This window comes from Clavibacter michiganensis subsp. insidiosus (assembly GCF_002240565.1).
Lineage (GTDB): Bacteria > Actinomycetota > Actinomycetes > Actinomycetales > Microbacteriaceae > Clavibacter > Clavibacter insidiosus.
Genome location: NZ_MZMO01000001.1, coordinates 2,961,798 through 2,979,433, shown reverse-complemented (window position 1 = coordinate 2,979,433; position 17,636 = coordinate 2,961,798). Strand labels below are relative to the sequence as shown.

19 protein-coding genes and 1 tRNA gene are annotated in these 17,636 nt (G+C 74.1%); 13 read left to right on the top strand and 7 right to left on the bottom strand.

The window, feature by feature from the left end; all coding sequences use genetic code 11:
* Nucleotides 1–61: 61 nt before the first annotated feature.
* The 4 genes from B5P21_RS14400 (at nucleotide 62) to B5P21_RS14385 (ending at nucleotide 3,556) form a co-directional block, all read left to right on the top strand.
* Entirely contained in the window at nucleotides 62–1,132 is a 1,071-nt protein-coding gene (locus tag B5P21_RS14400) for a LacI family DNA-binding transcriptional regulator (RefSeq protein ID WP_094171315.1), read from the top strand.
* A gap of 171 nt (nucleotides 1,133–1,303) precedes the next feature.
* On the top strand, nucleotides 1,304–2,002 hold the full coding sequence (locus B5P21_RS14395; RefSeq protein WP_045526586.1) for a ThuA domain-containing protein: 699 nt from the start codon (nucleotides 1,304–1,306) through the stop codon (nucleotides 2,000–2,002).
* Between the two features lie 17 nt (nucleotides 2,003–2,019).
* Nucleotides 2,020–3,096 (top strand): Gfo/Idh/MocA family protein, encoded by a 1,077-nt coding sequence (locus B5P21_RS14390; RefSeq protein ID WP_045530125.1) that lies wholly within the window; start codon nucleotides 2,020–2,022, stop codon nucleotides 3,094–3,096.
* Nucleotides 3,097–3,187: 91 nt separating this feature from the next.
* Entirely contained in the window at nucleotides 3,188–3,556 is a 369-nt protein-coding gene (locus B5P21_RS14385; RefSeq protein ID WP_045526588.1) for a hypothetical protein, read from the top strand.
* A gap of 37 nt (nucleotides 3,557–3,593) precedes the next feature.
* On the opposite strand, the gene B5P21_RS14380 is transcribed toward B5P21_RS14385, so the two are convergent.
* Nucleotides 3,594–4,949, bottom strand: a complete 1,356-nt coding sequence (locus B5P21_RS14380; protein WP_045526589.1) for an alpha-amylase family protein — start codon at nucleotides 4,947–4,949, stop codon at nucleotides 3,594–3,596.
* A gap of 196 nt (nucleotides 4,950–5,145) precedes the next feature.
* On the opposite strand from B5P21_RS14380, the gene B5P21_RS14375 reads away from it, so the two are divergent.
* A tRNA-Arg gene (locus B5P21_RS14375) sits at nucleotides 5,146–5,218 on the top strand.
* 102 nt (nucleotides 5,219–5,320) lie between these two features.
* On the opposite strand, the gene B5P21_RS16600 is transcribed toward B5P21_RS14375, so the two are convergent.
* From B5P21_RS16600 to B5P21_RS14360, 3 genes are read right to left on the bottom strand one after another with little or no spacing between them, the layout of a single operon-like run.
* The gene (locus tag B5P21_RS16600) at nucleotides 5,321–5,599 is read right to left on the bottom strand and encodes a helix-turn-helix domain-containing protein (protein ID WP_094171314.1); all 279 of its coding nucleotides are present in this window, start codon (nucleotides 5,597–5,599) and stop codon (nucleotides 5,321–5,323) included.
* Complete coding sequence (locus B5P21_RS16595; protein WP_045530127.1) at nucleotides 5,596–6,609, bottom strand: hypothetical protein; 1,014 nt, start codon at nucleotides 6,607–6,609, stop codon at nucleotides 5,596–5,598. The genes B5P21_RS16600 and B5P21_RS16595 overlap by 4 nt, the downstream gene beginning before the upstream one ends.
* Nucleotides 6,606–7,022 carry a PadR family transcriptional regulator gene (locus B5P21_RS14360; RefSeq protein ID WP_045526591.1) on the bottom strand — a complete coding sequence of 139 codons (417 nt, stop codon included), beginning with the start codon at nucleotides 7,020–7,022 and terminating at the stop codon, nucleotides 6,606–6,608. Before B5P21_RS14360 ends, B5P21_RS16595 begins: the two co-directional genes overlap by 4 nt.
* Before the next feature lie 144 nt (nucleotides 7,023–7,166).
* On the opposite strand from B5P21_RS14360, the gene B5P21_RS14355 reads away from it, so the two are divergent.
* From B5P21_RS14355 to B5P21_RS14330, 6 genes are all read left to right on the top strand, one after another.
* Nucleotides 7,167–7,487, top strand: coding sequence for a DUF6412 domain-containing protein (locus B5P21_RS14355; RefSeq protein WP_236688772.1), 321 nt, complete (start codon nucleotides 7,167–7,169; stop codon nucleotides 7,485–7,487).
* A 138-nt stretch (nucleotides 7,488–7,625) separates the two neighbouring features.
* Complete coding sequence (locus B5P21_RS14350) at nucleotides 7,626–8,360, top strand: YidC/Oxa1 family membrane protein insertase (protein ID WP_236688773.1); 735 nt, start codon at nucleotides 7,626–7,628, stop codon at nucleotides 8,358–8,360.
* Between the two features lie 64 nt (nucleotides 8,361–8,424).
* Nucleotides 8,425–9,333, top strand: a complete 909-nt coding sequence (locus tag B5P21_RS14345; protein ID WP_094171313.1) for an alanyl-tRNA editing protein — start codon at nucleotides 8,425–8,427, stop codon at nucleotides 9,331–9,333.
* Between the two features lie 124 nt (nucleotides 9,334–9,457).
* On the top strand, nucleotides 9,458–9,988 hold the full coding sequence (locus tag B5P21_RS14340) for a hydophilic protein (protein ID WP_236688774.1): 531 nt from the start codon (nucleotides 9,458–9,460) through the stop codon (nucleotides 9,986–9,988).
* Between the two features lie 17 nt (nucleotides 9,989–10,005).
* Nucleotides 10,006–11,028 (top strand): aldo/keto reductase, encoded by a 1,023-nt coding sequence (locus B5P21_RS14335; protein ID WP_094171437.1) that lies wholly within the window; start codon nucleotides 10,006–10,008, stop codon nucleotides 11,026–11,028.
* An 88-nt stretch (nucleotides 11,029–11,116) separates the two neighbouring features.
* On the top strand, nucleotides 11,117–11,884 hold the full coding sequence (locus B5P21_RS14330) for a lysophospholipid acyltransferase family protein (protein WP_045526602.1): 768 nt from the start codon (nucleotides 11,117–11,119) through the stop codon (nucleotides 11,882–11,884).
* Between the two features lie 290 nt (nucleotides 11,885–12,174).
* Here the strand turns inward: B5P21_RS14330 and panD are convergent, their stop codons facing one another.
* The gene (gene panD, locus B5P21_RS14325) at nucleotides 12,175–12,591 is read right to left on the bottom strand and encodes an aspartate 1-decarboxylase (protein ID WP_045526604.1); all 417 of its coding nucleotides are present in this window, start codon (nucleotides 12,589–12,591) and stop codon (nucleotides 12,175–12,177) included.
* Between the two features lie 278 nt (nucleotides 12,592–12,869).
* Here panD and B5P21_RS14320 point away from each other — a divergent pair, with 278 nt between their 5' ends.
* On the top strand, nucleotides 12,870–13,961 hold the full coding sequence (locus B5P21_RS14320; protein WP_094171312.1) for a YihY/virulence factor BrkB family protein: 1,092 nt from the start codon (nucleotides 12,870–12,872) through the stop codon (nucleotides 13,959–13,961).
* A 41-nt stretch (nucleotides 13,962–14,002) separates the two neighbouring features.
* On the opposite strand, the gene B5P21_RS14315 is transcribed toward B5P21_RS14320, so the two are convergent.
* Nucleotides 14,003–15,529 carry a cryptochrome/photolyase family protein gene (locus B5P21_RS14315; protein ID WP_094171311.1) on the bottom strand — a complete coding sequence of 509 codons (1,527 nt, stop codon included), beginning with the start codon at nucleotides 15,527–15,529 and terminating at the stop codon, nucleotides 14,003–14,005.
* A gap of 145 nt (nucleotides 15,530–15,674) precedes the next feature.
* Between B5P21_RS14315 and B5P21_RS14310 the strand changes: the two genes are divergently transcribed.
* Nucleotides 15,675–17,060, top strand: coding sequence for a glycosyltransferase (locus B5P21_RS14310; RefSeq protein ID WP_045526610.1), 1,386 nt, complete (start codon nucleotides 15,675–15,677; stop codon nucleotides 17,058–17,060).
* On the opposite strand, the gene B5P21_RS14305 is transcribed toward B5P21_RS14310, so the two are convergent.
* The gene (locus B5P21_RS14305) at nucleotides 17,057–17,524 is read right to left on the bottom strand and encodes a MarR family winged helix-turn-helix transcriptional regulator (protein ID WP_045530129.1); all 468 of its coding nucleotides are present in this window, start codon (nucleotides 17,522–17,524) and stop codon (nucleotides 17,057–17,059) included. The genes B5P21_RS14310 and B5P21_RS14305 overlap by 4 nt on opposite strands.
* Nucleotides 17,525–17,636 lie beyond the last annotated feature (112 nt).

Below are 17,636 nucleotides of genomic sequence, written 5' to 3'. Positions count from 1 at the left end.
CCGCGAGGGCCCCGACGGGCCGGGGCGTCGTCGCGGGGTGACCCGGCCTAGCATCGCCCTCATGAGCGACACGTTTCCCGAGGCGCTGCGGCCGCCGGATCCCGAGCACGGCTCCGGCACCACCCTCGGCCTCATCGCGCGCGAGGCGAACGTGTCCATCGGCACGGTCAGCAAGGTCCTCAACGGGCGCAAGGGCATCTCGCCCGTGACCCGCGCCCGCGTCGAGGAGCTGATGGAGCGGCACGGCTACAGCAGGCGCGGTGCCGAGCGGCCGCACGGTGCGCTCCTCGAGATCGTGCTCGAGGTGGTCGACACGGGCTTCTCCGTCGACCTGCTGCGTGGTGTCTCCGCGGTCGCGCGCGAGCACGGGCTGAGCGTCATCATCACGGAGCACGGGCGCGACACCGCGCTCGACGGCGACTGGATGGCGGGCGTCATGCAGCGCCGGCCGATGGGCCTCGTGCTCGTCTTCTCCGACCTCGCGCCCGCGCAGAAGCGGCAGCTGCGGAGCCGCGGGATCCCGTTCGTGGTGGTGGATCCGGCGGGGTCGCCGGCCGTGGACGTGCCGGCCGTCGGATCCACCAACTGGGAGGGCGGGCACGCCGCGGGGGAGCACCTGCTGGGCCTCGGGCACGTGCGCATCGGCGCGATCAGCGGGCCGACGAACCGGCTCTACTCGCGCGCCCGCATGTCCGGGTTCCGCAGCGCGCTCGAGGCTGCAGGGCCCGCGGTGTCGCTCGTCGAGGCGGAGGGCGACTTCGGCCGCGTCGCCGGGCACCGCGCCGGCGGCGAGCTGCTCGACGCCGCGGAGCGGCCCACCGCGATCTTCGCCGGCAACGACGAGCAGGCGGTCGGGCTCTACGAGGCGGCGCGCGAGCGGGGGATCCGCATCCCCGACGACCTCTCCGTGCTCGGCTACGACGACCTCCCGTTCGCTCGCATCGTCTCGCCCGCGCTGAGCACCGTGCGGCAGCCCGTGCGGGAGATGGCGGAGGCCGCGGCGCGCATGGTGCTGCGGATCCGCGAGGGCCGGAGCGACGAGCCGACGCGGCTCGACCTCGCGACCGCGCTGGTGGTCCGCGCCAGCACGGCGGCGCCCGCCGCGGCGGACCCGGTGTCGCCGTCTGAGTGAAACGTTTCGGATCGCTCGCGGCCTCCTTGCCCTGCCCGACCGCGGGTGCGTAGCGTTCGACGGGCGCCCGGCAGCAGACCGGACGCGCCCGACGAAGGAGTCGCCCGTGTCGCAGATCCCCCGCACGCCCGCCCGTCCGCATCGCGGTCGCCCGACCCGGACGGCGCTCGCGTGACCGCCGCCCGGAAGGCGCTCGTCGTCCGCGGGGGCTGGGACGGCCACATGCCCGTGGAGACCACGGGCCTGTTCATCCCGTTCCTCGCGGAGAACGGCTTCGAGGTGCGCGTGGAGGAGGGCTCGGCCGTCTACGCCGACGCCGACGTCATGGCCGCGACCGACCTCATCGTGCAGGCCAACACCATGACCACGATCGAGCCCGAGGAGATGGCCGGCCTCCGCGCCGCGGTCATCGCGGGCACCGGCATGGCCGGCTGGCACGGCGGCATCGCCGACTCGTACCGGAACACGGCCGACTACCTCCACATGATCGGCGGCCAATTCGCCCACCACGCGGGGAAGGACCCGGCCGAGCGCACGGGCGAGCAGTCCGACAACTACATCCCGTACACGGTCGAGATGACCGAGCTCGGGCGCACGCACGAGATCACGCAGGGCATCGCCGACTTCGACCTGGTCACCGAGCAGTACTGGGTGCTGAGCGACGAGTACAACGACGTGCTCGCGACCACGACGCAGACCGTGCGGCCGTGGGATCCGTGGCACCGGCCGGTCACCGCGCCCGCCATCTGGACCCGCCAGTGGGGCGAGGGCCGCATCTTCGTCTCCGCTCCCGGCCACCGCATCGAGGTCGTCGAGGACCCGAACGTCCGCACCATCATCGAGAGGGGCCTCCTGTGGGCGGCACGCTGAACCACGACGACGACGCCATGACCCTCGGGATCATCGGCGTCGGGAAGATCAGCGAGCAGTACTTCGCCGCGTTCGAGACCCTGCCGGGCGTCCGGCTCGTCGCGGTCGCCGACCTCGACCTCGACCGCGCGCGCACGGTCGCCGAGGCGCAGGGCGTGGATGCGCTGAGCGTCGACGACCTCATCGCCGACCCGCGCATCGACACCGTGCTCAACCTGACCATCCCCGCCGCGCACGCCGAGGTCGACCTCCGCGTCCTCGAGGCCGGCAAGCACGTCTACGGCGAGAAGCCGCTCGCGCTCAGCCCCGCCGAGGCCGAGCCGATCCTCCGGCTCGCCGAGGAGAAGGGCCTCCGCGTCGGATCCGCCCCCGACACCGTGCTGGGCACCGGCATCCAGACGGCCCGCGCCGTCCTCGACGCCGGCACGATCGGGAAGCCCGTCGCCGCGAACGCGTTCTGGGGCGCTCCCGGCCACGAGCTCTGGCACCCCGCCCCGGCCTTCTACTACCAGCCGGGTGCCGGTCCGATGTTCGACATGGGGCCGTACTACCTCACGGCGCTCGTGACCCTGCTCGGTCCGGTCACGCGCGTGCAGGGGGCCTCGCTGCGCTCCGACCGCGTGCGCTCGGCCGCATCCGACCCGGAGTCGCGCGAGATCCCCGTCACCGTCGACACGCACGTGAGCGCCGTGCTCACGCACGAGTCGGGCGCGGTCTCCACGGTCACGATGAGCTTCGACGTCTGGGCCACGCGGATCCCGAACATCGAGGTGTACGGCACCGCCGGCACGCTCTCGGTGCCCGACCCGAACCACTTCTCGGGGGCGGTGCAGGTCGCGACGTCCGCCGACCGCGAGTGGGCGGACGTCGAGCCGAGCGCCGGCTACGTCGACGCCGGCCGCGGCTGCGGTCTCGCGGAGATGGCCGATGCGATCCGCCGGGGCGTGCCGCACCGGGCATCCGGGGAGCTCGCCTTCCACGTGCTCGAGGTCATGGACGCGATCCTCGACCCCGCCTCGACGGGGGACATCCGCAGCACCGTGGGGCGCCCGGAGGCCGTGCCGCTGGGGCAGCCGGGACGCTCCGGGGACTGACCGGAGGTCGTCCGCGAACAGGTAGTGGGCAGCCTTCCACAACCCCGCTCCACGCCCGTTCCTGGGAGCCCCGGCGGACTAGCCTGACGCCGTGACCCGCCACTTCTCGCAGTTCCTCTTCGCGCCGTACGGCGACGGGGAGGGGCTGCGCGCGGTGGAGGCGGACGCGTCCGACGAGCAGCTCCTCGGCGCCGAGGCGTGCGACGGGGATGCGGACGACGCGACGCGTGAACGGGAGGCGGACGCCACCGACCCCTCGGTCTGGTCTCCGCTCACCGTCGTCGAGTGGCCGCTCACGCACCGGCCGTTCGACGACGACGACGAGCCGGAGATCGCGGACGGGCACTTCGCGCCGGCGGACGAGGATCCGGACGGGGAGGCGCAGGAGGAGGCCGCTGCGCATGCCGCGCGGGCCGCGCTCCTCGCCGAGGTCTACTGCTGGCCGCACCGCGCCATCTGACGCACGTCCCGTCGCTGCGGCGCTCCCGTACCGGCGTCTACGCGCCGGCCAGCACCGCCCAGGAGTGCCCGGGCACGCGGCCGTCGCCCGCGAGGTCGCCCGCCTCGAGACCGCCGGACGGTCCGGGGATCGCCAGGGGCTCGTCGCCGAGGTTGAGCACGAGCCGCAGGGCATCAGGCGAGCCGGGCGTCACGCCGCCGGCCGCGCCCGTGCCCGACGGCCGCAGCGTGACGGTGAGCGCGGTGTTGGTGAGGCCCGAGGTCTCCATCCGGGCGTCGACCAGCCAGGCGTGGCGCCGACGGAGGCCGACGAGCTCCTGGTGCAGGCGGCGGATCCGGGCGGCGTGCTCGTCGTCGTGGAGCTCGTCCGGCGACGCCGGGTACGCGGGGCGCACGGCGTCGTCGCCCCCCGCGCGGTCCTCCTTCACGCCGGTGAGGCCGAGCTCGTCGCCCGCGTAGATCGACGGGATGCCGGGCAGCAGGAGCAGCAGGGCGACCGCGTGGTCGAGGTGGCGGTGATCCACCGCCGAGGCGATGCGGGTCACGTCGTGGTTGCCGATGAAGGTCTGCGGCGTGAAGGACGGCAGCAGCTCGCCGTGGCGCGTGAGGGTCCAGTCCAGCTCGTACAGGTTGCCCTCCGCGATGGAGTTGCGGACCGACTTCCACAGCTCGTACGCGGTGATGGAGTCGATGGTCGACTCGGCCTGGTAGCCGACGTAGTCGCCGTGGATCATCTCGCCGACGAACCACGCATCGGGGTGGCGCTCTCGCACGCGCGGCAGCACCGCGGCCCAGAACGACGCGGGCACGGCGTAGGCCGCGTCGAGCCGCCAGCCGGAGACGCCGCGGTCGAGCCAGTGGATCATCACCTCGGCGACGTGCGCGCGCACGGCCTCGGAGCCGTGGTCGAGCGTGACGAGCGCGCCGTGGCCCTCGAAGCCGACGGGCTCGCCGGCGTCGTCCCAGCGGAACCAGGACGCGGCCTCGGATCCCGGACCGTCGGCGAGCCCCTGCACGAAGCGCGGGTGGCTGCGGCCGACGTGATTGAAGACGCCGTCGAGGAGCACGCGGACCCCGCGCGCGGAGGCGTCGGCGAGGAGGGCGTCGAGGTCGGCGTCGTCGCCGAGCCGCGGATCCACGGCCAGGTGGTCGCGGGTGTCGTAGCCATGGGTCTCCGAGTCGAAGACCGGGCCGAGCAGCAGGCCGTTGGCGCCGAGGTCGACGAGGTAGGGGAGCCACGCGCGGAGGCGGTCGAGGCGGTGGGCGGGCGGCGCGTCGGTGTGCGCGGGGGATCCGCCGTCGGGTCCGGCGAGGTCGTCGCGGGTCTGCGGCGCGCCCGTGAAGCCGAGCGGGTAGACGTGCCACCAGACGACGTGGTCGGTCCAGGATGCCAAGGGTCGCTCCTCGCGGTTCGGGTCGATCCAGCCTAATGAGCGGGGATCGTGACGGCCGTCGGCCGGCCTCCGTCGGACAGGGGCAGGGGCAGGGGCGCGGCGGGCGGTCCGCGGTGCGGATTCGCGGGGCGGCCCTGCAGCATGTAGTCTGTCTCCCGGCCTGATCGCCGCTCGCGGAGATCATCGCCGCACGATTGCGCCCGTAGCTCAACGGATAGAGCATCTGACTACGGATCAGAAGGTTGGGGGTTCGAATCCCTCCGGGCGCACAGCACCTCCGGGTGCGCATCTCTGGTTGAGACAGAATGCCGAACGGCCCGCCACTGGCGGGCCGTTCGCGTATCCCGGGGCGGCATCCCGGATCCCGCCCCTCAGAGCGTCGCCGCGAGCGGCTCCACCACGCGGTTCTCGTACGCCCAGATCGTGGCGTGCAGGCGGTCGCGCACGCCGAGCTTGTCGAGCGTGCGGCTGACGTGGGTCTTCACGGTCGTCGGCGCGAGGAACAGCCGCCCGGCGATCTCCGCGTTCGACAGGCCTCGGGCGACGAGCACGAGGATCTCCCGCTCGCGCGCCGTCAGCCGCGCGAGCTCCGCGTCGGTGTCGGCGCCGGTGCCGCGGGCCGGGTGCCCGTGGGCGAGGAGCGCGCTCACGGGGTCGGCTCCGGGGTGGGCGAGGAGGTGGCTCCCTTCGTCGCGGGCAGGGGGAGCGCCTTCGCGAACGGAGGCCGCCCGGTGCCCATGTCCTCGAGGCTGAGGTGCCCCATCCGGCCCGCGTCGCGGAGCGAGAGCGGGAAGGCGTTCCCGGCCCCGGTGCTCGGCTCGAGCGGTTCGCCCGTGGTGTCGTCCACCTCCGCGAGCGCGGGGGGAACGACGCTCAGCGGTTCGCCGTCCTGGTCGAAGAGCTGCACGCGGTCGAGGAGGTTCCCCTCGGCGTCGTGCGCGAACACGTTGCTGATGCGCTTGCCGTCCAGGGTGAGCTCCTGAGGCACGGATGGGCTGCTCGGCGACGACGAGTAGTCGACGTACGTGCTCTCCCCGGAGCGGTCGATCGCGACCGGGATGAGGACGACGAGCGCGAGGGCGGTGACGACGCTCACGCTCGTGCGGAGGCTCCGCAGCGGTCGCGTCGGCGCCCACCGGCCACGACCCCACTGGACGCTGACCACGAGGAACGCGATGAGGAGCAACCAGCGCACGGATCCGTACGGGAGCACCAGGAACCTGCTGTAGACGCCGAGGAAGGCGGCGAGCACGATGAGGGACACCTGATACCCCGCCCACGCCCGCAGCAGCCACCACACCGGGCGGAAGACGATGAGCAGGTCGAGGATCGCGGAGAGCTCGCGGTTCGCGCGGATCCGCGCGTGCAGCTCCCCGGCCCGCGCGCGGACGCCGTCCCGCAGCTGGTGCAGCGGGGAGGCGGCGGCCGTGTCGACCGCTCGGTCCGGCAGCCCCGCCGAGCTGCGCAGCTCGTCGGCGTAGCGCGCGGGGTCGCCGAGCTCGAGGGCGCCGTCGTGATCCGCGGCCTCCTCCTGCAGGTCGGCCTCGAGGCCGCCGGTGCGGTCGTCGACGTCCTCGGGATCGAGGTCCGCGAGCCGGGCGCGCACGGCGGCGGCGAAGGCGGCGATGCGCGTGTCGAGGGTGGGATCTGCGGTGTTCACGGCTTCTCTCCGATCGTGCGGACGTCCACGGATGCGGGCACGGGGCCCTCGCCGGTGCCGCCGGCCTTCCGGGTGCGGTGGGTCGGCGCGGGGGCCGGCTCGCCGAGGAGCCCGCTCATGGCCGTGGCGAAGGCCGCCCAGGTGGCGCGCTGCCCGGCGAGCAGCTCGCGGCCCTCGGGGTTGATCGCGTAGTACTTCCGGTGCGGTCCGCCCTCGGACGGCACCACGTAGCTCGAGAGCGCGCCGGCCGCGGAGAGGCGGCGAAGCGTCCCGTAGACCGAGGCGTCGCCGACGTCGCCGAGGCCGGCGTCGCGCAGACGCCGGACGATGTCGTAGCCGTACCCGTCGTCGTGCTGCACCACGGCGAGCACCGCGGTGTCGAGCGCGCCCTTCAGCAGCTGCGTGGTGTCCATCAGTCGATCTCTCTCATGCGTCGCACAGTATCACGCAGTGCGCGGTACCTCGGAGTGCCGCGCATGGCGGCGAGTCCCGGCGACGACGTCGGGCGGCGGCCCCCGGCCCTCGTGCGTGCCGTAGGTGCGGTGCTACCGTCGGGCATGCCCATCGTCCTGGAGGCCCTCGGCCGCGTGCTCGCCCTCCTGGGCGACGTCGTGCTGGGCGGCGCGGGCGTCTCGCCGACGATCCTCCTCGCGGCCCTCCTCGGGGCCGCCTCCGTGGCCGCCGCGGTCGCGCTCGTGCGCATCGCCGCGGCGCGCGGGCTCCTCGGATCCGTCGCGCCTCCGTCCTTCCCGGACGAGGACGTCGACCTCCCGGTGCTCGTCTCCTCGAGCGACCCGGACGCGGACGGGCACGAGCGCTCGCGCGCACCGGGACGCCGAATGCAGGTCGTCGTGCCCGCGCCGCTCCCGGCCGCCTGACCGCGGCCCGCAGAGGTCCACCGCCGCCATCGCGCGGCACGGATCCAGCGCGCGCTCGCATGCGACGACCAGACGGACCCCCTCCGCTCTCGTCGCAAGGAACTCCGTGGACCCCACATCGATCGCCCCGTCCGAGCTGTGCTCGACGGCCTGTCCCAGCTCGTCGTCGGCCTCGCCGACCTGATCCACCCGCTCGCCGGCGCCTCCGCGACCGGCGTGGCCGTCATCCTCCTGACCCTCGGGGTGCGCGCCCTGCTCGTGCCGGTCGGCGTGGCGCAGGTGCGCGCCGAGATCCAGCGCCGCCGCATCGCGCCCGCCCTCGCCGAGCTCCGTCGTCGGCACGCCGGGAAGCCCGAGCAGCTGTCCCGGGCGACGCGGGAGCTATATGCCCGCGAGGGCGCGTCGCCGCTCGCCGGCTGCCTGCCGACGCTCGCGCAGGCGCCCGTGCTCGCGGCCGTCTACGCCCTGTTCGCGCACGCGCGGATCGGCGGCGAGGCGAACGCGCTGCTCGCCGCGCCCTTCGCCGGGATCCCGCTCGGCACGAGCGCGCTCGCCTCGGCGGGGCTGGGCGTCACGCCGCTCGTCGTCGCGGTCGTCGTGCTCGGGCTGCTCGCCGTGGTGATCGAGGTCCGCCGCCGCGCCGACCTGCGGTTCCAGGGACCGCCCGCACCCGTCGACCCGGCGCTCCCCGGCATGGCCGGCATGACCACGATGATGCGGGTGCTGCCGTTCGTCACGGTCGTCTTCGCGGGCGTCGCCCCGCTCGCCGCGGCCCTGTACCTGCTGTCCAGCGCCGCGTGGACGCTCGTCGAGCGCGCGGCGCTGCGGCGCCTCCTCGGCCGGGCGCCCTCCCGGGGGACGGTCGCCGCGTGAACCGGGCGGCCGGCCCGCCGCACCCGGTCTGCGAGGATCGAGTCACACCGAGCCGGGAGCCGCCATGACCTCCATCCCCGCGGGCGCCGTCGCCCTGCCGCCCACGCGCGTGACCTACCCGGCGGGATCCGTCGCCTCGGAGGGGGCCGTCCTCCGCGTCGACGACCTCGTCGACGGCACGCGCGCCGTCGTGCTCGACGTGACCGCCTGCCACCCCGTCGACGCGGCCTGGCCCGACCAGCCCGCCGACCGGGCGGTGCTCCGGGTGCGCGGCGCCGGGATCGAGGTGCTCGACTGCGTCGTCGGCGCGGCGTCGACGGATCCCGCGGAGGACGCGGCGCTCCACCTCGGGTCGGACGTCCCGGTCAAGAAGGGCGCCGACGGCTGGTCGTTCGTCGCCGTCCACGTCGTGCCGGGCGACGCCGACGTGCGCGAGGGCGACGTCGTCGAGGTCGCGGTGGATCCCGAGCGCCGCCGGGCCCTCAGCGCCGGCCACACGGGCTGCCACCTCGCCTCGCTGTCCCTCGACCGCGCGCTCGCCGACGCGTGGACCAAGGACGTGCCGACGGACGCGCTCGGCGCCCCCGGCTTCGACGCGCTCGCCATCGGCACCTCGCGCATCGCCCCGTGGGCGTCCGTCGACACGTACCGCCTCGGCAAGTCCCTGCGGAAGAAGGGGTTCGTGCCCGCGACGCTCGTGGAGCGCCTCGCCGAGGTGCGCGCCCAGGTCGACACCACGCTCGCCGGGTGGGTCGCCTCCGGCGCCGCCGCGCGGATCGAGCGCGAGGGCGACCTGCTCACCTCGCGTCGCTCCTGGGTGTGCGAGCTGCCGGACGGCACCGCCCGGATCCCGTGCGGGGGCACCCACCTCGCCGGCCTCGACGAGCTCGCGTCCATCTCCGTCGACCTCGAGGTCGAGGAGGCCGACGGCGCCGTCGTCGTGCGGATGCGCACCACCTGCGTCCCCGCCTGACCCACCCGGTCGGGGGACTCCGGTATCCCCGCACCTCCCGCGTCGGGTAGCGTTGGAAGGCGCCGTCCGGCCGACCGGCATCCTCGGTCCGGCGACGGCGCGGCGATGGAAAGTGGTATCGAACGTGGCAGCAACCCCCGCGACGAAGTGCTCGGTCTGCGGCAAGGCGAACCCCGTCGGCATGGCCACGGGCAACATCCTCGACCACGGTCGCAACCACGAGCGCTGCCCGGGTTCGGGGAAGCCGCCCGCCGTGTCGACCAAGCCCGCCTCGGCGGCCGCGAAGTCGGGCACCGCCCCGTCGCGCAAGCCCGCGAGCGAGGCCGCCAAGCGCGAGCCCAGCCGCAAGACCACCCCGGCCAAGGCCGCCGGCCCCACGCGTGGCGTCACGGTCCGCCGGGTCGAGGTCGACACCGAGCGCCTGCGCCTGCGCGAGGAGAAGCTCGAGCGGATCCGCGTGCAGCGCGAGGAGGCGGCCCGCCGTCGCCTCGGCGACTACATCGTGCCGCTCGACGCCGACGGCCAGGAGGCCCCGGAGGCCGACATCACGCTGGAGAGCATGGACGACGAGGCGCAGGCCACGGTCGAGCCCGGCGCGTCCACCGAGTCCGACGTCGCGACCGCCGACGCCGCCGAGGGCCGCCCCTCCGCCTAGCGCGTAGCGTGGCGCTCATGACAGAGCAGTCCACCGACCAGCCCACCACGTACCTCGGCCGCACCGGCGTGGAGGTCTCGCGCCTCTGCCTCGGCACCATGATGTTCGGCGCCTGGGGCGAGACCGACCACGAGAAGTCCATCCGCGTGATCCACCGCGCCATCGACGCCGGGATCACCTTCATCGACACCGCCGACATCTACGCGTACGGCGAGTCGGAGGAGATCGTCGGCAAGGCGATCGTCCAGTCCGGGCGCCGCGACGACCTCGTGCTCGCGACCAAGTTCTTCAACGGGATGAAGCCCGAGGCCAACTTCCGCGGCGGCTCGCGTCGCTGGATCATGCGCGCCGTCGAGGACTCGCTGCGCCGCCTCGGCACCGACTACATCGACCTGTACCAGATGCACCGGCCGGACGAGCACACGGACATCGAGGAGACCCTCGGCGCCCTCACCGACCTGGTGGCGCAGGGCAAGGTGCGCTACATCGGCTCGTCGACGTTCCAGCCGAGCCAGGTCGTCGAGGCGCAGTGGGTCGCGCGGGAGCGCGGCACCGCGCGGTTCGTCACCGAGCAGCCGCCGTACTCGATGCTCACCCGCGGGATCGAGGCGGATCTCCTGCCCACCACCCAGCGCCACGGCATGGGCACGCTCGTCTGGAGCCCGCTCGCTGGCGGGTGGCTCTCCGGCAAGTACCGCAAGGGCCAGGAGATCCCGAAGACGCACCGCAACGACCGCGACCCGTCGCGCTACGACCCGTCCGACCCGAAGTTCGCGGCCGCGGACCAGCTGGGCGCGCTCGCCGACGAGCTAGGCGTGCCGCTCGTGCACCTGGCGCTCGCCTTCGTGCTCCGCCACCCCGCGGTGTCGAGCGCGATCATCGGCCCGCGCACCATGGAGCAGCTCGACGCGGCGAACCTGGAGCTCGACGCGGCCACGCTCGACCGCATCGACGAGATCGTGCCGCCCGGCCTCAACGTGAACCCGGCCGACACGGGCTTCGCGAACTACTGGCTGGATCCCGCCCGCCGCCGGCGCTGACCCGCTGGCGACGTCCGGGAGCCGAGGTGCCCGTCCCGGCATCGTCGGCTCCCGGTGCGCGCGGAGTCGACCCCCGTAGGGTCGGTGCATGAGCCGCCGCACCCGCGAACCCGTCTACGGGACCGCCGTGATCCTGGGCCGCGCGCTCTTCGGATCCCTCCGCCTCCGCCTCGTCGCCGAGGGGCGCGACCGCATCGCGGACACCGGCGGCGCGGTCATCGCGATGACCCACTTCGGCTACCTCGAGTTCGCCCTCGTCGAGTGGGCGACCTGGCTGCACAACCGCCGCCGGATCCGCTTCATGGCCAAGAAGGGCGCGTTCGACCAGCCCGGGGTCGGCTGGGTCCTACGCCGCATGCGCCACATCAGCGTCGACATGACCGCGGGCGCCGCCGCCTACGCGGACGCCGTCGCCGCCCTGCGCGCGGGCGAGCTCATCGGCGTCTTCCCGGAGGCCGGCGTGAGCGCGTCCTTCCGCGTGCGGGAGCTCAAGACCGGCGCCGCGCGGCTGGCCTCCGAGGCCGGCGTGCCGATCGTCCCCGTCGCCGTGTGGGGCGGTCACCGGCTGCTCACCAAGAACCGCCGCATCCGCATGCGCGACCGCGTCGGCGTGCCCGTCCACCTGCGCGTGGGGGAGCGGATCCCCGTGGCCGCGGACGCGGATCCGCGCGAGGTCACCGACGCCCTGCGCGACGAGCTGCAGCGCCTGGTCGACGACCTGCAGTCCTCCTACCCGGTGGACGGCCGCGGCGCGTGGTGGCAGCCGCGGCACCGGGGCGGCACGGCGCCGACACCCGAGGAGGCGGCCGCGGCCGACGCGGAGCGCGACGCCCGGCGCCGCGCCGCGGGGCGTTGACCGGAAAGCGTCGGACGGCGGACCTGCCGGGGGGAATGAGATCGGCCCGGGCCTTCGAGGCCCGGGCCGATCTGCGCACGTGAACGTCTGTTACCCGCAGACGAACCGGCTGGTGCGGTACCGCTCACCCGAAGAGCCGTACCGGATGACTCCACGGTAGCCGCGCATGCTGACGATCCCCCGGCGCGGGCGGGAATGTACCCCGTTTTGGGGGAGTGCTCCTGTGTCCGTCGTTTGGGGGACCCAGTACAGTTGCGCGTCTCTCGACGGCCCCGCGCGGAGCCGCCCGATCAGACCGGCTCGGACAGCGGCGAGCGCTCGAGGCCGGGCGCGGGCGGCGCGGTGGGGTCGGCGTCGACGGCGCGGATCCGGTTACCCGCGTCGACGTGCACCACGCGCGGCTCGAGCGCGCGGGCCTCCTCCGTGGTCATCTGCCCGTAGGCGATGAGGATCACGACGTCGCCGACGTCGACGAGGTGCGCGGCCGCGCCGTTGATGCCGAGCACGCCGCTGCCGCGCTCGCCCGCGATCGTGTAGGTGTCGAGCCGGGCGCCGTTGGTCACGTCGACGATGCTGACGCGCTCGCCCACGAGGATGTCGGCGGCGTCGAGGAGGTCGCGGTCGACCGTGACGGATCCGACGTAGTGCAGGTCGGCGTGCGTCACCGTGGCGCGGTGGATCTTCGCGGTCATCATGGTGCGCAGCATGCGTGCTCCTCTGCTCGGGCGGCGTCCGTGCCTGCCGGGGCGGAGCACGGTGATCGACGAGGCGATCACGTGGGCAACGCGCGCGGTGGGGCGGATGTTCCGGCGGGTGCCGGATCCGCCGCCGCACGAGGCCCTCGGCGAGGGTACGAGACGCGTGCGCGCACGGCGGACCCGGCCCGCGGCCGACCGCTCCTCCCGCCGCGGGCTAGGCGCGCCGCCGGGTGGGGGCCACGCTGGGGGAGGGGATACGACCCCGCGCACACACCACGGAGGCACCAGTGGCACGACGAGACACGGCCGGCACCATCGAGGACCGACCCGACGAGGAGGACGCGCGCAAGCCCGACTCCCCGACGGAGATCGAGAAGCCGTCCTGGAAGTACGTGCTGCGCAAGACCATGCGCGAGTTCGGATCCGACCAGTGCACCGACATCGCGGCGTCGCTCACCTACTACGCGGTGCTGTCGCTGTTCCCGGCGCTCATCGCGATCATCTCGCTGCTCGGGGTGTTCGGGCAGGGGCCGTCGACGGTGGACGCGGTGCTTGACGTTGTGCGGGGCTTCGCACCCCAGGACGCCCTCGAGCTCATCGAGCCGATCCTGACGGGCTTCGTCGACTCCCCCGCCGCCGGCTTCGCCCTCGTCTCCGGCATCGTCCTCGCCATCTGGTCGGCCTCCGGCTACGTCGGCGCCTTCACCCGGGCGATGAACCGCATCTACGAGATCCCCGAGGGCCGCCCGTTCCTCAAGCTCAAGCCCATGCAGCTCGCCGTCACCGTCATCGGCATCGTGATCCTGCTGATCTGCGCGCTCATCATCGCGATCTCCGGCCCCGTCACCGACGCCATCGGCGCCGCGCTCGGCCTCGGCCCGGCCGTGCAGATCGTCTGGTCCATCGCCAAGTGGCCGGTGCTCGCCTTCGCGATCGTGCTGCTCATCGCGATCCTCTACTACGCGACCCCGAACGCGAAGCAGCCGAAGTTCCGCTGGATGAGCATGGGCGCGGCCATCGCGCTCGTCGTGCTGGTCGTCGCGAGCGTCGGCTTCGCCTTCTACGTCACGAACTTCTCGAGCTACGCGAAGAACTACGGCGCGCTCGCCGGCGTCGTCGTGTTCTTGCTCTGGCTCTGGATCGCCAACCTCGCGCTGCTGTTCGGCGCCGAGTTCGACGCGGAGCTCGAGCGCGGCCGCCAGCTCCAGGCCGGCATCGCCGCCGAGGAGACGCTGCAGCTGCCGCCCCGCGACACCGCCGTCAGCGACAAGAAGGCGGCCGCGGAGCGCGAGGACGTGAAGCGCGGCCGCGGGATCCGCGAGCGGCACGATCGCGCCGAGCGCCTCGGCGGCGGAGGCGACGCGGGCGACGGCGCCTGATCCGAGCCCCGGGCCCACGCGATCCGCGCGGGCCCGCCGCGTCAGCGGTCCTTGATCTCGTCGTATGCCGCGAGGGCCCGCTGCCGGGACTCCTTGAGGTCGACGATAGGCGACGGGTAGGCCGCGAGCCCGCCCGCGGCCTGGTCGTCCGCGTCGTCCTCGGCGCTCGCGACCAGGTCGCCCATCGCCTTCCATGGCTCGTGCACGACGTCCCGGGGCGCGTGCGCGAGCTCGGGCACGTACGAGCGGATGTACTCGCCCGACGGGTCGAACTTCTGCCCCTGCAGCACGGGGTTGAACACGCGGAAGTACGGGGCGGCGTCCGCGCCGGATCCCGCCACCCACTGCCAGCTGGCCGCGTTGTTCGCGGCGTCCGCGTCGACGAGCGTGTCCCAGAACCACTGCTCGCCGTGGCGCCAGTCGATCAGCAGGTTCTTGATGAGGAACGACGCCACGACCATGCGCACGCGGTTGTGCAGGTGCCCGTCCTTCCAGAGCGCGCGCATGCCGGCGTCGACGAGCGGCACGCCCGTCTCTCCGCGCTGCCACGCGCCGAGCGTCTCGTCGGTCGGGTCCTCCCAGGGGAACCCATCGAAGCGCGGCGCGAAGTTGCGGGTCGCGAGATCCGGCTGGTGGTAGAGCAGGTGGTAGCTGAACTCGCGCCAGCCCAGCTCGGAGAGGAACTTGGTGGCGTTCACCTCGTCGCCGCCCACCTTCTTCCCGCGCGTGCGCTGGATCCGATGCCACACCTGGAACGGGCTCACCTCGCCCCAGCGCAGGTACGCCGACAGCCGCGAGGTCGTCATCGCCGCGGGCTCGTCGCGCTGGGCGGCGTAGTCCTCGAGCTCGTGGTGCACGAAGTCCTCGAGGCGCTGCAGCCCGGCGGCCTCTCCGGGGTCGCAGGCCTCGCGGAGGCCGGCCGCCCAGTCGGGCGTCGTCGGCAGCAGTCCCCAGTCGTCGAGGTCGTCGGAGCGCGGGGCCTCCCGCGGCGCGTCGAGCTCGTGCGGCGCGGGCAGCGGCTTCCGCGGCTCCTCGCGCTCCTGCGCGGTCTTCCAGAACGGCGTGTAGACACGGAACGGCTCGCCCTGCTTGTTCGTCACCGTCCACGGCTCGACGAGCAGCGATCCCTGGAAGCTGCGCACGTCGAGGCCGCGGTCGCCGAGGTCCTTCTTGATGGCGGTGTCGACCGCGATCTCCGCCCCGCCGTAGCGCCGGTTCCACAGCACCGCGCCCGCGCCGACCTCCCGCACGAGGTCGTCGACGACGTCGGCGGCCTCCCCGCGGCGCAGCACCAGCGGGGAACCGAGGTCCCGGAGCGCGTCCCCGAGGCGCGACAGGCTCATGTGCAGCCACCACCGCGCGGCGCCGCCGAGCGGCCGGATCCCGTCGCTCTCCTCGTCGAGCACGTACAGCACCACGATCGGCTCGCCGCGCTCGACGGCCGCGTGCAGCGCCGGGTTGTCGGCCACGCGCAGGTCGTCGCGGAGCCACACGACGCTCGGGCCGTGCGCCGCGGCGCCGCCCTCCCGATCGTCGGATCCGCGGTCGGGGGCGTCGTCGTCGCTCATGGATCGAGCCTAGGACGGCGTCACCGGGGCGACCGGCGCGTGGTCGCTTCGCGCACGGAGCCCGGCGGCACGTAATATCGCACATGGCAGTGCGCGTCCGTCCGGGTCCGACCGCCCACCCGAGACCGCCGTCGTCGAGAGGCCCATGGACAACCAGAGCACGCCCCTGCCCCCGCCCGAGCACCCCGGGCGGTCGTCACGCGACGCCGTCTCGGCGGTCGTCGTGGCGGGCGACGCCGGATCCACCATCGCGGCCACGCTGAGCTCGATCCTCGGTCAGACCCTGCCGCCCGCGCGCGTGGTCGTCGTGGTCGCCGGCAGCCGCGACGACACCTTCGCCGTGGCGCGGACCTTCAACGGGCGCCACGAGCGCACCCTCACCGGCGGGGGCACCGCCCGCACGGCGGTCACGGTCATCGACCGCGGCCCGCGGGAGAGCTCGCTCCGGTCCGCGTACGGCTTCGCCCTCCGTCTGGTCGACGATGCAGGGCGCGTGCTGCTCGTCTCGCCGGACGCCGAGCTGGAGCCCGACGTGCTCGAGCTCCTCTCCGCCGCCCTCGACGCGGATCCTGGCGCCCTCTCGGTGTCCGCCTCCCTCGACCAGCGGCCGAGCGGATCGCACGGCCCCCTCGCGGGCGCGCTCCGCCTCCTGCAGCGCCACTGGGCCATGGGCGCCGTCGAGACCGGCGCCGACCTCGGCCTCACGGGGCCGGTGCCGCTCGCTCCCGCGTCGCTCCTCCGGCTCCCCGAGCGCGACCCGCGGTCGCCGTCGACCGAGCCGTCGGAGGGGATCCTCACGGCCCTCCTCGCGGGCGACGACCGCTCGGACCTCGTCCCCGGCGCGCGCGCACGGGTCGACACCTCCGTCACCTGGGGGGCGATGCGCGAGCGACGCGACCGGTGGGGTGCCCACGTCGCCCGGCTGTCGCGCGGGGGCTCGCCCGCCGACGTCGGGGATCGGCGCCGCGCGCGCCTGGCATCCCTGCGCATCGGCGTCGGGCCCGTCCTCCGGTTCGCGGCCTACTCCCTGGTGGCGCTGTACCTGGCCGCCGCGGGGATCCAGGGGATGCTGGAGCCCGCGTGGTGGTGGGCTCTCCCCGTCGTGGTGCGGCTTCCGCTGCACATCCGCACCCTCCGTCGGATCCGCGAACGCACCCTCGCCGACGTGGTCTTCGGCGCGACGTTCCTCCCGTTGGAGGTGGCCGAGGCGGCGTACGGCGTCTCCCGCATCCGCGACGGCCTGAACCGGCTCGCTCACCGCGGCCGTCGCCGCGGTCCCGCTGCGGCCGAGACGGTGCCGCCCTTCTCGCCGGTCGACGCCGTGGCCGCCACCGTCGTGGCCGTGGTCGTCATCCTCGTCCTCACCGCGGCCGAGGTCGGGGGCCCCGCAGCGGCCGGGCTCACCACGGCGGTCGGCTGGGCGGCGTGCGTCGTGACCGCCGCGGACCTCGTCATGGCGTTGCTGCGGCTGCTCGTCGCCCACGGCGGGCCGTTCGCCCGTCCGAGCGCGACGGGTGGACCAGCGGCCTAGGCCTCGGCGACGCTCCCGCGCAGCTTGTCGGTGAGCTCGCGCAGCGTGTTCAGCTCGTCCGGCGTGAGCGCCCCGCCCACGGTCGAGGCGATGGACTCCATGTGCACGCGCGCGACCGCGCGGAAGGCCGCGTCGCCGGCGTCCGTGAGCCGCACGATGGTGGCCCTCCCGTCGCTCTCGTCGCCGCACTTCACGACGAGGCCCCGCGTCACGAGCCGGTCGATGAGGCGGCTCACGCTCGGCTGGGTGAGCAGCACGTGCTGGTTGAGGTCGCGGAGGCGGAGGCGCCCCTCGGGCTGCCGCGAGATGTTGAACAGCACGTCGTACTCGTTGAACGAGAGCTCGCGGCTGGGGAACTCGGCGCTGAGGCGGCGCATCACGCTCACCTGGGCTCGGAACAGCGACTCCCAGGCCCGCACGGCGTCCGCTGTCTCGCCCACCAGGCCTCCTCGTCCGGTGCGCATCGCGATGAGGATCGGGCGCACGCTGTCGAGGGCGAGTCTACTGAGCGGTGCCCCGGGGAGAGCCCGGAGCGGATCCGCGCCGGACATGACTGAGGGCCGACCCCAGAGGCAT